The organism is Pantoea sp. E2023-21, from assembly GCF_051302795.1.
GTDB lineage: Bacteria > Pseudomonadota > Gammaproteobacteria > Enterobacterales > Enterobacteriaceae > Pantoea > Pantoea ludwigii_A.
Genome location: NZ_CP195344.1, coordinates 1,398,070 through 1,411,087, shown reverse-complemented (window position 1 = coordinate 1,411,087; position 13,018 = coordinate 1,398,070). Strand labels below are relative to the sequence as shown.

The following is a 13,018-nucleotide window of genomic DNA, read 5'->3' as shown; positions in this document are numbered from 1 at the left end:
ATTAACGTTTATGATGCGTATTGCTCTTTTCCTGCTCACCAACCTGGCGGTGATGTTGGTATTCGGACTGATCTTGAGTCTGACAGGAATCCAGTCAAGCAGTGTTCAAGGTCTGATGATAATGGCAGGTCTGTTTGGCTTTGGCGGTGCGTTTGTTTCACTGCTGATGTCCAAATGGATGGCGTTACGATCCGTTGGCGGTGAGGTTATTGAACAACCGCGTAATGAGACGGAACGCTGGCTGATGCAAACTGTCGGCCACCAGGCACAACAGGCTGGCATTGCGATGCCGCAGGTGGCGATTTATCACGCGCCTGACATTAACGCTTTTGCGACAGGCGCACGCCGTGACGCGTCGCTGGTCGCCGTTTCTACCGGCTTGTTGCAAAATATGAGCCGTGATGAAGCGGAAGCGGTGCTGGCGCACGAAATCGCGCATATCGCCAACGGTGACATGATCACCATGACGCTGATTCAGGGGGTGGTGAACACCTTTGTTATCTTCATCTCGCGCATCCTGGCGCAGATTGCTTCCGGTTTCCTGTCGGGTAATCGCGATGGCGAAGAGAGCAGCAACGGTAATCCGATGGTTTACTTTGCAGTCTCAATGGTATTGGAGCTGTTGTTCGGTTTCCTCGCCAGCATCATCACCATGTGGTTCTCGCGTCACCGTGAATTCCACGCTGATGCGGGTTCCGCTAAGCTGGTTGGTCGCGAGAAGATGATTGCCGCATTGCAACGTCTGAAAACCAGCTACGAGCCGCAGGAGCCAAGCAGCATGATGGCTTTCTGCATCAACGGTAAAAACAAATCGTTGAGTGAGCTGTTCATGTCGCATCCGCCGCTCGATAAACGTATCGAAGCGTTGCGCAGCGGTGAATACCTGAAGTAGTCAGTGGTCCGATATACCAGAAATAAAGGGCGCCAGATGGCGCCCTTGCTGTTTTCAGGATTCGGCAGCCTGGCGTGATTGCGTCATGCGCGCCAGGCTCACCACGGCGGCGACAGTGGCAAAGCCACCCGCCAGCAGCAGTGAAGCGTGTGTACCGCTGTCGTTGAACAGATTAAACATCAGCGCGACCAGAGCCGCGCCGCTGCTCTGTCCCACCAGACGCGCGGTGCCCAACATGCCGCTGGCACCGCCGCTACGATGACGCGGTGCTGAGGTGATGATGGTGTGATTGTTGGGCGACTGGAAAAGGCCAAAACCAGCACCACACAGCATCATGCGCCAGATGATATCCACATCGGTTGGTTGATCAGGCAACAGCGCCAACAAGAACAGGCCAGCTGCGAACAAGGCTAAGCCTAATCCGCCCAATAATCCCGCATGGTATTTTTCGATCAGGCGGCCCGCAATTGGTGCCATTACCATGGTTGCCAATGGCCAGGGCGTTAACAGCAATCCGGTTGCCACTTCATTACGGCCCAGCACGTTTTGCAGGAAGAACGGCAACGCCACCATCGCCAGCATCTGCGCGCAGAACGAGCAAATTGAGGTGCCAATCGACAGTGAAAAGAGAGGAATGCGCAGTAAATCCACCGGGAGAAGCGGCACCGGCATGGCAAGTTGACGACGAATAAACACCACCCCGACCACGATGAGTACCACAAGCTCAGTCAGAATCAGCCAGCCATTTTGGCCTTGTGAAAAGCCGGTTAGCGCGGAAATCAGCAGACCGAAGAACAGCGCATTCATAATGGCGCTGGGCACGTCAAATTTCTGCTGCTTCGCTTTCTGGGTGTTATCCGGCAGGAAACGCAACGCCAGCCACAACGCAACGATGCCAAGTGGAATGTTTATCAGGAACAACCATTTCCAGCTGGCGACAGAAAGGATTGCCGCCGCCACAGTTGGGCCGGCCGCGCTGGAGACAGCAACGATCAGCGAATTGATTGCCATACCGCGTCCGAGGAAGCGCTGTGGATAGATGATGCGGATCAGTGCGGTGTTCACGCTCATCAGTGCTGCGCCACCAAAACCTTGCAGCACACGCGCCACGGTCAGCATATTCAGCGATGAGGAGAGCGCGCAAAACAGTGAGGTCGCGATAAACAACGCAAGTCCAACTTGATAAACGCGGCGGTAACCCAGCATATCGCCGAGAAAAGATAGCGACAGCAGCGAGATGACAATAGCGATTTGATAGGCGTTAACAATCCAGATCGATTCGGCTGGGCTAGCGTTGAGTTCACGCGCGATGGTCGGCAAGGCAACGTTGGCAATTGCACCATCCAACACCGCCATCATAATCCCAAGGGCAATGGTTAAGATCGCGCCATAGCGCTGGGGAACGGGCAATCCATCCTGAGCAACAGTAGAGGACATAAGTTAGGTAAGTAAAGGAAGTGAATATCATCATGCTAATCAATTCGCTGCCGAAAAGCATCGCATTCATTGACATAAAATTACGTGGGGATGTGTCACTTTGCGTCAGTCGTTGCCGCCATCAGGCTGAAACGCATATACTGGCGCTTCTGTTCCGTTTTTTTTGAAACACTGTCAAAAAAGGATACGCGCCATGGCGAGCAGCGATAATGATAAACAGCCAGACTCCGTTTCATCAGTGATGAAAGTGTTTGGCATACTGCAGGCGCTGGGCGAAGAGCGCGATCACGGCATTACCGAATTGTCCCAACGCGTGATGATGTCGAAAAGCACTGTCTATCGCTTTCTCCAGACCATGAAATCACTCGGCTATGTGGCGCAGGAAGGGGAAAGTGAGAAATACTCGCTGACGCTCAAGCTGTTTGAACTTGGTGCTAAAGCGTTACAGAACGTCGATCTGATTCGTAGCGCCGATATTGAGATGCGCGAGCTTTCGCGTCTCACCAAAGAAACCATTCACCTCGGCGCGTTGGAAGAAGACAGTATTGTCTACATTCATAAAATTGATTCGCTGTATAACCTGCGCATGTATTCACGCATTGGCCGTCGCAATCCACTGCACACTACCGCAATTGGTAAAGTGCTGCTGGCATGGCGCGACCGCGGTGAAGTGCAGGAGATTCTGAGGGAAGTTGAATTCCGGCGCAGCACCGCCAAAACGATTGTGACGGCAGAAGCGCTGCTGGCGGTATTGGATCAGGTGAAAGTGCAGGGATTTGGCGAAGACAATGAAGAGCAGGAAGAGGGCTTACGCTGCATAGCGGTGCCGGTATTTGACCGCTTTGGCGTAGTTATCGCTGGACTGAGTATCTCGTTTCCGACTATTCGTTTTTCTGAAGAGGCGAAAAATGATTATGTGGCGATGCTGCATCGTGCGGCGCGCAATCTGTCTGAGCAAATGGGCTACCACAACTATCCTTTCTAATATGAAAAACGGGCTGTTGCCAGCCCGTTTTTCACACTTAATTGTCGACCACTTCGCCACTTTTCTTCAGCAGCGGACAATCCGTTACGCCGACAATGCCGCTGTCTGTGTGCAGATACTGTGCCGTGATCATGCCGCGTGCAGTGAGATAGCTGCATTGCAGGCCCAATCCCGCTGCATTCTTGTTGCTGCCGGTGAGTACGCCATAGCCGGTGAGCAGCATCGCTAACCAAATTAATGCCAACAGCATAATCGTCCGAATGAGTAGTTTCATCTTTTCTCCTTGTGATACACAACGCAGCGCTTCCGACGTTGCTGCGAATCTACTGTAACAGCATGCCTCTCTTTAGCTACCGAATCGATCAGAGATAACTGAAAGAGGGTCTCACGGGATAATCTGCTTTCAGCGGCTACCCATTATCTTTTGCGCCGGCAACGAGTAGAATCAGCGGCGGAGTAGATGTTTGATTTTTGACTACAGAGGCAGTTATGAACGAATTAGCCGCAAACACCAGCCCGTTGTTTAACTACGGTGTGCTGACCATCATTATTCTTGTGGCCTTTATTGTCTGGTTTTTCGTCAACCGCGCTAGCGTGCGCGCCAGTGAGCAGATTCGTTTGCTGGAAGCCGTTATCGAAGAGCAAAAGAAACAGAACGCGCTACTGCGCCGTCTTGTTGATGCACAGCCATCCACAGCAAAACCACAAGCGGATGAAGACGCGGATGAAGAACGCGATTTTATTCGGATGATCCCGGAACGTTAAGTTATTGGGATTTATGATGTAAGCGATGTAATGAATACCTGCTACGCACTGAAATGGTGCGTAGCAGGGTAGTGTAGAGTCGTAGAGAAATAATCGAGAACTGCACAAATAGCGACGAAACTGTGCACAATGAATATCAACTAAGATTAATCCTAAGGTGGATTTGTTAAATCAAGCTATTCAATGTTTTTTTCAACATTTAATTGTTGGGTGGATAGTTAAAATTGAGATAAATGCCACCTAATGTTAATGCGTTTATATGGGGCGTTTATTAATTTACTCTCCTGCTTTTGGTGCAAAACAATTAATAACTTATACTTGATAAAACTATTTGTACAAGATTTGAGCAGTGCGCAGATGTTGTGTGGCTGCTGAAATTTTTGGTGGAATATTTTATTGATGCCATATTAGTGCAATATTTTTGTCGTACTTTTAACACCTTAAATTGCACGCCTATAGACATTGCCGCTGCGCTTGACTAAGCGATTATTTGGCGCTAACTACATTGACTGGTAACTCTTTTTTGCGTAGCTAATGCGTCGGGTGTCAATATGTTGCTTGATGAAGTGTATCGCCAAATAACTAATTATGTGCGTCATGTCGATCAGCGTTTAAAAATGGCTTGCCATTAATTTGCGGATATGTGATAACAAATCGTGGGTCAAACGAGGTACAATTCTGTTTATGTATGGCATCTTCAGTAAAGAAGTTACGAGTAAAGACGTTGACGTTGAATACCGCTTCCTTGCCGAACCTTAAATTAGTGCCTCATTCAGTAATGTCTCTGGTTTATCTGTAAGTCTGCCTGCGGGCAATATAATCATTGAAAGGAAATTTGCGAAATGGCAAAGATTAAAGGTCAGGTTAAGTGGTTCAACGAGTCTAAAGGTTTTGGTTTTATTACTCCTGCTGACGGCAGCAAAGATGTGTTCGTACACTTCTCTGCAATCCAGGGCAATGGTTTTAAAACTCTGGCCGAAGGCCAAAGCGTTGAGTTCGAAATCCAGGACGGCCAGAAAGGTCCTGCGGCGGTCAACGTTACCCCAATCTGATTTCGCCCTCAGGCTCGGTGCCATGCACCACTGAAACGAATCTTAAAGCCCTGTTCTGTGAACGGGGCTTTTTCTTTTATCCTTTCTGTCGTCTGGTGACCAGGGTAAACTGCGCCGCGAATCGCTAACCCGGAGTTATCTATGTCTTTGATTTGCCCACTTTGTCATCAGCCTTTACTGCAGCAGGCCACTAGCTTCCGCTGTGATGTGGGGCATCAGTTTGATCAGGCGAAAGAAGGGTACGTCAATTTGCTGCCGGTGCAGCACAAAGGCTCGCGCGAGCCGGGCGATAGCGCAGAGATGCTGCAGGCACGCCGCGCATTCCTTGATGCCGGACACTATCAGCCGCTGCGCGATGGCGTTGCCGGTATCCTCGGTGATCATTTGAAGGGGCAAGCGTCACAGGTATTAGATATCGGATGTGGGGAAGGCTATTACACCGCAGCGATGGCCGATGCGTTACCGCAGGCGCAACTCTTTGGTCTTGATGTGGCGAAAGCAGCGATCCGCATGGCCGCTAAACGTTATCACGCGGTGAAATTCTGCGTGGCGTCCAGCCAGCGTTTACCTTTTGCCGACGCATCTCTGGATGGCGTGGTGCGCATCTATGCTCCCTGTAATGAAGACGAGTTGAGCCGCGTGATTAAATCGGGTGGCTATCTGTTAACGGTGACGCCGGGGCCCCATCATTTGCAGCAATTTAAAGCGCTGATTTACCGCGAGGTGCAGCTGCACGCGGCGGAGGAGAAAGTGTATGCTGGTTTTAAGCAGGTCGATCAACAAAACCTGAATTACAGCATGACGTTGAGCGGAAGTGAGGCAGTGAGCCTATTGCAGATGACGCCCTTTGCCTGGCGTGCGCGCGAAGAGGTGTGGCAAAATCTTGCGGCATCGAGCGTGTTTACCTGCGATGCCGATTTCATGCTGACACTATGGCAGCGTGGTTAACGCGCTTCCACCAGCGTATTGTAGATTCGTTCCAGGTCATCAAGCTGTTTGACGGCAATCAGCAGACGACGCTGCTCCAGCTGCATCACTAAAATGCCATCTTCCGACAGGTTCATACTTTGAATGCGGCGATAGTCGATCCACACGCTGCCAAAAAACAGCCCATTCTCCTTCATCAGCAGCTTCGGGCTGCGAACCCAAAATAGCCAAATCGCCATAAAGCACAGCACCATCAGCAAATTGGTGGTGAGTTGCGTGCCATGTTTATCAATATTGTTCCACAACAGAATCAGCAGCAGCACCACGAAAATAGCGCTGTCGATTTTGTGTCGACGGCGCAGAGCGACGCGAAGTTTGGTAGGACCATTTCGGCGCGGCAGGATCGCTTCATCATAAATGGCGAACAGTACGAAGCCTGCAATCAGCAGAGCGATCAGGGCGTCAGTCAGTGACATAAGATGTTCTTCCTCAATCGAAATTACCTCAACGTTGGCGCTCAGGTAATGCCGCTCTAAAATAGCCGGGAGCCAGGCTCCCGGCGGGGTGATTACAGACCGAGCAGGCCGATCCAGTAACCGAAGATACCGAGGGCGAAGAAGCCCACGATAATCCACAACGCATTCACCTTACGACGCAGTAGCCACATACAGCCAAAGGTCAGTAACAGTGGAATCAAGCCTGGCATCAGCTGATCGAGGATTGACTGGACGGTGGTGACGGTGGTTTTACCGGTCTGGTCGGTGATACGCGATACAACCAGCGGCACGTTCACATGCGTCCACTTGTTAACCAAGGCCCCCATCACAAAGAGGCCGAGAATCGACGCGCCCTCCGTCAGTTTCTGCAGGAAACCGCCGCCCATATCGCTGACGATATCCACACCTTTACGGTAGCCGTACGCCACACCGTAATAACGCGTTAACAAGCGAACCGCATTAAACAGAATGAAGAACAGCAACGGACCCAGCAAGCTGCCGCTCATCGCGATACCGGCACCCAGCGCAGCAAACACCGGACGTACGGTGCCCCAGAAGATCGGGTCACCGACGCCCGCCAGCGGCCCCATCAAACCCACTTTAATGCCGTTAATCGCCGCATCATCAATCGGCGCACCGTTGGCGCGCTGCTCTTCCATTGCCATGGTAACGCCAAGCACCGGTGCCGCCACGTAAGGATGGGTGTTGAAGAACTCAAGATGACGTTTAATCGCCTGTTTACGTTCGTCGTTATTTTCTGGGTAGAGGCGACGAATCACCGGCACCATTGAGTAGCAAAAGCCCAGCGCCTGCATACGTTCAAAGTTCCACGAACCCTGAAACAGGTTAGAGCGCAGGAACACACCGCGGACATCGCCGGGGGTGAGTTTCTTTGGAGTGTTAGTTGTATCAACCATGATTTCACCTGTTCCTAGTCGAGTTCGTTATCGAGGTCATTGTTTGCAGGACCGCTAGTTGCCGCACCTGCAACACGGTTATATTTCGGTGCCAGCTGTATATACAGCACCGCCATCACCACGCCAATCACGCCAAGCGCAACCAGGTTGAAGTTGGTGAAGGCTGCAGTAACGAAGCCAAGGTAGAAGAACGGCATCAGATAACCCGCGCGCATCATGTTGATGACCATCGCGTAACCGACTACCACGATCATGCCACCGGCGATGTTCAGGCCGTTGGTGACCACGTCTGGGATGGAGTTCAGCAGTTCCTGAACCACATGGGTACCCACAGAAATCGCCACGATCAGTGCTGGAATCGCAATACGCATTGCCTGCAATACCAGTGCGGAGACGTGGATCCAGCTAATTGCAGTAAGGTTGCCTTTTTCGGCGGCCTTATCGGCGGCGTGCTGGAAGGCCACGGTGATAGTACGCACGATGATGGTCAGAACCTGACCGGCGGCTGCCAGTGGAATCGCCAACGCGATACCGGCACCGACGCTTTGACCACCGGCAATAACCAGGATGGTCGAGATAATGGAAGCCAGCGCCGCATCCGGTGCAACAGCGGCACCGATGTTCATCCAGCCCAGAGCAATCATCTCCAGCGTACCGCCGATGATGATACCGGTTTTCATATCACCGAGGACCGCACCAATTAAGGTACAAGCCACCAGTGGACGGTGGAACTGGAACTCATCAAGAATCGATCCCATCCCGGCAATACAGGCCACAATAAATATCAAAATGATTTGTAGCGTGGTTATCTCCATTGCATTTCTCCTCTGCAAGGTCTCTAAAATTCGCCCACATTTGCAGGCAAAGGGCGAACTACGGATTGACCTTGGCGATCAGGTCCATCATTTTCAGTCGCTGATCGCTGGACACTTTACGCACTTCCAGTTCGATACCGCGCTCGTTAAGTTTGCGGAACGCGGCGATATCCTTCTCATCGACCGATACCGCATTGTTCACCTGCGTTTTGCCCTGACGGAACGCCATGCCACCGATATTGACTGACTTGATGTCCACGCCTTGCTCAACAATCCTCACCACATCTGTGGGATTGGTGAACAGCAGCATCACCTTGTCATTGCCATATTTCGGGTTGTTCCACACGCGCACCATCTTATCGACATCCACCACGTGCGCGGTTACGCCGGGCGGGGCGACCTGCGTCAGTAGGGTTTTACGCACGTGATCGTTCGCCACTTCATCAGAAACAACGATGATGCGGGTAACGTTGGTCTCTTTCGTCCAGCGCGTGGCCACTTGCCCGTGAATTAAGCGGTCATCAATACGCGCCAGGCCGATTTTCATGTGATCGCCTGGTGCCATCGGCTTTTGTGGCTGAGCAGGCGCTTGCGCCACAACCGGAGCAGGCGCTGCTGCGGCTGAAGCAGGGGTTTCCGTCTTGAGGGCTTTAACGCCTTCACGACCGGCTTCAACCGCGATATGAATCAGTTCTTCCAGTGAGGGATTGTCATCACGTCCCATCAGGGTTTCTACCAACATCGGGATGTTAACGCCGGCGATGACATCATACCCCTCCTTATCCACCACAATGCGGCTGGCCGCGTTGAAGGGACTGCCACCCCAGGTATCGACCAGGAACAACACGCCCTTTGACGTGTCGAGATCTGCCAGCCGTGCCTGATACTTTTCGATTAGCGTTTCTGCATTTTCGCCGGGAACGAAATCAATCCATCCGACATTTTCCTGCTCACCTAACAGCATCTCTGCTGTTTTAAGCAACTGTTCTGCCGCCCAGCCATGTGTACCAATTACAATAGCAATGGTCACTTGCTACCTCCGTTCGCGTGAGAGATTCTCTGGCATTGCCGGGAATCATTGAAAATTACCGTTAGTGTTTCAGGTGGATCGTTAGTTGTGAGATAAAGAAAAGCATCAATAAATAAAACGAAACAATCCGCTACACAGCGATAAGGTCGCGATTTATTTTAGTGATCGAAAAAATAAAATATGTGATGTTTGTCAGCTATTTCGCGCGTAAGGGCGTTAATATGCGCTTTTGTACGATATTCATGCGTTTGCGTAGATATTTGTAAATGTAATAAATTTTTTTGACGCCGTTGATGTAACTGATACATTAGCCATCTGTTTATTACTCAGGAGTACCGGGCTTCAGCTCACCTTTATGGACCGTCACCGACGTCGCTCAACATGTTCTCAGCGCTTTCCTGCGCCTGCTTCCACGCTCTCCAGCGTTATCACCGCCTGTAACGATCTCTCGTCTCGCCCTCTGGTGCAGACTCAATTTCGTGCGCCCTCACGTTCAGTAAGGAGTCATTGATGGAATTTCTCTTCGACCCCTCAATTTGGGCGGGTTTGCTCACGCTGATCGTGCTGGAGATCGTTCTCGGCATTGATAACCTGGTATTTATCGCCATCCTCGCGGACAAATTGCCGCCGAAGCAGCGCGATAAAGCCCGTCTGATTGGTTTGTCGCTCGCCCTGATCATGCGTCTCGGCTTGCTGTCGCTGATTTCCTGGATAGTGACGTTGACGCGACCCCTATTCAGCGTAGGCGATTTCAGCTTTTCCGGACGAGATTTAATTCTGTTGTTCGGTGGTTTGTTCCTGTTATTCAAGGGAACCATGGAACTGCATGAGCGGCTCGAGAGCCGCGGACTCGAACATCAGGGTAATAAGAGCTACGCCAGTTTCTGGGCGGTGGTGATTCAGATTGTGGTGCTGGATGCGGTGTTCTCTCTCGATGCGGTGATTACCGCCGTGGGTATGGTGAACCATCTGCCGGTGATGATGACCGCTGTGGTGATCGCCATGGGCGTGATGCTGCTGGCCTCGAAGCCGCTGACGCGATTTGTTAATGAACATCCCACGGTGGTGGTGCTGTGCCTGAGCTTCCTGCTGATGATTGGTCTGTCACTGGTGGCTGAAGGCTTTGGTTTCCACATTCCAAAAGGTTACCTGTACGCCGCGATTGGCTTCTCCATCATCATTGAGCTGTTCAACCAGATTGCGCGCCGTAACTTTATTAAGCATCAGGAACATCGCCCGATGCGTGAACGCACCGCCGAAGCGATTTTGCGTCTGATGGGTGGACGCCAGCGTAAGCAGTCCGCTACCACAGAAGAGACTTCGTTAACCGAAGCCATGCCGCAGGAAGCGTTTAAAGACGAAGAGCGCTACATGATTAACGGCGTATTGACGTTATCGCAGCGTTCAATTCGCAGCATTATGACGCCACGCGGCAACATCTCGTGGGTGGATGTTTCGCGTCCGCTGGATGAAATCCGTATTCAGTTGCTGGATACGCCACACAGCTTGTTCCCGGTGTGTCGCGGTGAGCTGGATGAAATTATCGGCGTGGTGCGCGCCAAAGAGCTGCTGGTGGCGTTGGAGCACGGTATGGATGTGGCGACCTTTGCCGCTAACACGCCGGCGATTGTGGTGCCGGAAACGCTGGACCCCATCAATCTTCTGGGCGTGCTGCGCCGTGCAAAAGGTAGCTTCGTGATTGTCACCAACGAATTTGGTGTGGTACAGGGCTTAATCACGCCGCTGGACGTGCTGGAGGCGATTGCCGGTGAGTTCCCGGATGAAGATGAAACGCCAGACATCATTGCTGATGGCGACGGTTGGTTAGTGAAGGGCGGCACCGATTTGCACTCGCTGCAACAGCTGCTGGATCATCACGAGTTAGTGAAGGCCGATGAAGATCACGCTTCATTAGCCGGTTTGTTGATTGCCCAGAAAGGGCAGCTGCCGCTGCCAGGCGAAGTGATTGACTTGCCACCACTGCACTTCCAGGTAATTGAGGCGACCGATTACCGTATCGATCTGGTACGCGTCACCAAAGATAAGCCATTCGATCATGAAGAACAGGCAGAGTAAGTGATCTGACAGACGTGAACAAAACGGCCATCCCGCAAGGAGTGGCCGTTTTTTTATGCGCTTAATTGCGCCTGATGCTGAGCCAGCCACAGCGGGAAGTCTTCGATGGGCATCGGACGCGCATAGAAATAACCTTGCAGATGGTCGACGCCACGCTCACGCAGATAATGCGCTTGCTCCGCAGTTTCAACGCCTTCCGCCACCAGCGCAATATTGAGGCGCTGCGCCAGTGAAATCACCATATCCGTGACGGTGGCGTTTATCGCATCAGTACCAATCGCGGCGGTGAAAATCTTATCGATCTTCAGTACATCCGGTTTCAGGTCTTTCAGATAAGCCAGCGAACTGTGGCCGGTGCCAAAATCGTCAATCGCCAGTCGCACACCAATCTCATGCAACTGCGACACCACAGATTGATCGATTATCGGTAAGGCATCACGTTCTGTCAGCTCGACCACCAGTTTCGGCATCGGATTGGCGGGCCACCAGATATTCTGCAGATCTTCCACAATCGCGCGATCGTGGAAATGGCTAGCGGCAACGTTAATGGCAATATGGAAAGAGGGACATTGTGGCAGAGTCGGCAGCGCATCCACCACCTTCGCCAGCACAAAACGGGTTAACGGCGCGATCAGATTTTGTCGCTCGGCCAGGGGAATAAACACGTCCGGCGCAATCCAGCCTTGTCGCTGATTATGCCAGCGCAGCAGCAACTCCATGCCATCGCATTCACCGCTTTTTGCGTTAATCAGCGGTTGGCAATACACCATAAATTCATTGGCTGTAATGCCATAGCTGATTTGCCAGCTAAGGCTCATGCGATTAGCGGTCGCCAACCAGACGATGTAACCAATCAACAGGCTCAACATCAGCGCCAGCGGCAGTTGCGAAGGCAGGGTGTTGAGCGCCAGCCGGGCGGGAGAGGGGCCATACAACGTAATGCTGAATGGATAACGTAGCGACGCCTGATCGTAAGCCACTTCATCTTCTGAGGGCTCGGTTTGCTCGATCAGCGGATTACCGTACTCAAGGCTTTGTCCGCCGACGTTGAAGATCGCACGCTCCACCCACGGCAACTGCGGCTCCAGCAGGTAATCGGTCATCAACTCGATATTGATGACCTGTAGCATCCCTTCTCGGTTATCCAACGATTTAGGCGTCCAGAGCAGCAGCACCGGCGATCCTTTCAACAGATCATCATCCGTGGCTAACATCATGCGCTGATTATTGATGGCTAATTCAGGATAGGTTTGGCTGAAGGAGAGATTTTGCGGGCCAAAAATGCTTGAGCAATAGAGTGTGTCATTTTGCACCAACAGCACGGTGCGCACGGTTTGCAGCGCGGCGATTTTCTCAATCAGCGGATAGCGCACTTGTGCGCAGGGGACGCCAACCAGGCCGAGGGTGTTGTTGGCGGAAACCTCCAGCGGCGAGAACATCCGATCAAACCGTTCAATCGCGCGGGTGGCGAAATTCAGTGACTGTTGCTCAATACGCGATTTCTCTTCGATATAACGAAAAGTCAGCGTCAGGACCAGAACCAGCGAGGCGATCACTAACGCAATAAGCAGTCGCTTACGGCGAAATTGGCCCACAAATTGCTGGGGAACGAGCATCAGTAACCA

The 13,018-nt window shown here is 51.9% G+C and carries 14 protein-coding genes; 7 read left to right on the top strand and 7 right to left on the bottom strand.

Annotation, left to right across the window (positions count from 1 at the left end; all coding sequences use genetic code 11):
- The first annotated feature begins 10 nt into the window (after positions 1–10).
- On the top strand, positions 11–892 hold the full coding sequence (gene htpX, locus ACRQ84_RS06710) for a protease HtpX (RefSeq protein WP_483817542.1): 882 nt from the start codon (positions 11–13) through the stop codon (positions 890–892).
- A gap of 54 nt (positions 893–946) precedes the next feature.
- Here the strand turns inward: htpX and ACRQ84_RS06705 are convergent, their stop codons facing one another.
- Positions 947–2,329 carry an MFS transporter gene (locus tag ACRQ84_RS06705; RefSeq protein ID WP_483817541.1) on the bottom strand — a complete coding sequence of 461 codons (1,383 nt, stop codon included), beginning with the start codon at positions 2,327–2,329 and terminating at the stop codon, positions 947–949.
- Positions 2,330–2,522: 193 nt separating this feature from the next.
- Between ACRQ84_RS06705 and kdgR the strand changes: the two genes are divergently transcribed.
- Positions 2,523–3,314 carry a DNA-binding transcriptional regulator KdgR gene (kdgR, locus tag ACRQ84_RS06700; protein WP_064738894.1) on the top strand — a complete coding sequence of 264 codons (792 nt, stop codon included), beginning with the start codon at positions 2,523–2,525 and terminating at the stop codon, positions 3,312–3,314.
- 37 nt (positions 3,315–3,351) lie between these two features.
- On the opposite strand, the gene ACRQ84_RS06695 is transcribed toward kdgR, so the two are convergent.
- The gene (locus tag ACRQ84_RS06695; RefSeq protein ID WP_064738893.1) at positions 3,352–3,588 is read right to left on the bottom strand and encodes a YobH family protein; all 237 of its coding nucleotides are present in this window, start codon (positions 3,586–3,588) and stop codon (positions 3,352–3,354) included.
- A 215-nt stretch (positions 3,589–3,803) separates the two neighbouring features.
- Between ACRQ84_RS06695 and ACRQ84_RS06690 the strand changes: the two genes are divergently transcribed.
- The 4 genes from ACRQ84_RS06690 (at position 3,804) to rlmA (ending at position 6,079) form a co-directional block, all read left to right on the top strand.
- Positions 3,804–4,079, top strand: coding sequence for a YebO family protein (locus ACRQ84_RS06690; protein WP_064738892.1), 276 nt, complete (start codon positions 3,804–3,806; stop codon positions 4,077–4,079).
- A gap of 684 nt (positions 4,080–4,763) precedes the next feature.
- Positions 4,764–4,838 carry a DUF2627 domain-containing protein gene (locus tag ACRQ84_RS06685; protein WP_110866451.1) on the top strand — a complete coding sequence of 25 codons (75 nt, stop codon included), beginning with the start codon at positions 4,764–4,766 and terminating at the stop codon, positions 4,836–4,838.
- A gap of 83 nt (positions 4,839–4,921) precedes the next feature.
- Positions 4,922–5,131 (top strand): transcription antiterminator/RNA stability regulator CspE, encoded by a 210-nt coding sequence (cspE, locus tag ACRQ84_RS06680; RefSeq protein WP_008110414.1) that lies wholly within the window; start codon positions 4,922–4,924, stop codon positions 5,129–5,131.
- Between the two features lie 141 nt (positions 5,132–5,272).
- Positions 5,273–6,079: a 23S rRNA (guanine(745)-N(1))-methyltransferase gene (gene rlmA, locus ACRQ84_RS06675; protein WP_483817540.1), complete on the top strand. Its 807-nt coding sequence runs from the start codon at positions 5,273–5,275 to the stop codon at positions 6,077–6,079.
- Here rlmA and ACRQ84_RS06670 read toward each other — a convergent pair.
- From ACRQ84_RS06670 to manX, 4 genes are all read right to left on the bottom strand, one after another.
- Positions 6,076–6,534 carry a DUF986 family protein gene (locus tag ACRQ84_RS06670; RefSeq protein WP_064738890.1) on the bottom strand — a complete coding sequence of 153 codons (459 nt, stop codon included), beginning with the start codon at positions 6,532–6,534 and terminating at the stop codon, positions 6,076–6,078. The genes rlmA and ACRQ84_RS06670 overlap by 4 nt on opposite strands.
- 92 nt (positions 6,535–6,626) lie before the next feature.
- Positions 6,627–7,472 (bottom strand): PTS mannose transporter subunit IID, encoded by an 846-nt coding sequence (locus tag ACRQ84_RS06665; RefSeq protein WP_008110411.1) that lies wholly within the window; start codon positions 7,470–7,472, stop codon positions 6,627–6,629.
- 14 nt (positions 7,473–7,486) lie between these two features.
- Positions 7,487–8,287 (bottom strand): PTS mannose/fructose/sorbose transporter subunit IIC, encoded by an 801-nt coding sequence (locus ACRQ84_RS06660; protein WP_064738889.1) that lies wholly within the window; start codon positions 8,285–8,287, stop codon positions 7,487–7,489.
- A gap of 58 nt (positions 8,288–8,345) precedes the next feature.
- On the bottom strand, positions 8,346–9,317 hold the full coding sequence (gene manX / locus ACRQ84_RS06655; protein WP_483817539.1) for a PTS mannose transporter subunit IIAB: 972 nt from the start codon (positions 9,315–9,317) through the stop codon (positions 8,346–8,348).
- Positions 9,318–9,827: 510 nt separating this feature from the next.
- On the opposite strand from manX, the gene ACRQ84_RS06650 reads away from it, so the two are divergent.
- A complete protein-coding gene (locus tag ACRQ84_RS06650) occupies positions 9,828–11,393 on the top strand; it encodes a TerC family protein (protein ID WP_064738887.1) in 1,566 nt (521 codons plus the stop codon).
- A 53-nt stretch (positions 11,394–11,446) separates the two neighbouring features.
- Here ACRQ84_RS06650 and ACRQ84_RS06645 read toward each other — a convergent pair whose 3' ends face one another.
- Positions 11,447–13,009 (bottom strand): EAL domain-containing protein, encoded by a 1,563-nt coding sequence (locus ACRQ84_RS06645; RefSeq protein WP_064738886.1) that lies wholly within the window; start codon positions 13,007–13,009, stop codon positions 11,447–11,449.
- Positions 13,010–13,018: the final 9 nt, after the last annotated feature.

Bases quoted from the DNA above. Each gene is read 5' to 3' on its own strand.
- htpX (WP_483817542.1), top strand. From the start codon at position 11: ATGATGCGTATTGCTCTTTTCCTGCTCACCAACCTGGCGGTGATGTTG.
- ACRQ84_RS06705 (WP_483817541.1), bottom strand. From the start codon at position 2,329: ATGTCCTCTACTGTTGCTCAGGATGGATTGCCCGTTCCCCAGCGCTAT.
- kdgR (WP_064738894.1), top strand. From the start codon at position 2,523: ATGGCGAGCAGCGATAATGATAAACAGCCAGACTCCGTTTCATCAGTG.
- ACRQ84_RS06695 (WP_064738893.1), bottom strand. From the start codon at position 3,588: ATGAAACTACTCATTCGGACGATTATGCTGTTGGCATTAATTTGGTTA.
- ACRQ84_RS06690 (WP_064738892.1), top strand. From the start codon at position 3,804: ATGAACGAATTAGCCGCAAACACCAGCCCGTTGTTTAACTACGGTGTG.
- cspE (WP_008110414.1), top strand. From the start codon at position 4,922: ATGGCAAAGATTAAAGGTCAGGTTAAGTGGTTCAACGAGTCTAAAGGT.
- rlmA (WP_483817540.1), top strand. From the start codon at position 5,273: ATGTCTTTGATTTGCCCACTTTGTCATCAGCCTTTACTGCAGCAGGCC.
- ACRQ84_RS06670 (WP_064738890.1), bottom strand. From the start codon at position 6,534: ATGTCACTGACTGACGCCCTGATCGCTCTGCTGATTGCAGGCTTCGTA.
- ACRQ84_RS06665 (WP_008110411.1), bottom strand. From the start codon at position 7,472: ATGGTTGATACAACTAACACTCCAAAGAAACTCACCCCCGGCGATGTC.
- ACRQ84_RS06660 (WP_064738889.1), bottom strand. From the start codon at position 8,287: ATGGAGATAACCACGCTACAAATCATTTTGATATTTATTGTGGCCTGT.
- ACRQ84_RS06650 (WP_064738887.1), top strand. From the start codon at position 9,828: ATGGAATTTCTCTTCGACCCCTCAATTTGGGCGGGTTTGCTCACGCTG.
- ACRQ84_RS06645 (WP_064738886.1), bottom strand. From the start codon at position 13,009: ATGCTCGTTCCCCAGCAATTTGTGGGCCAATTTCGCCGTAAGCGACTG.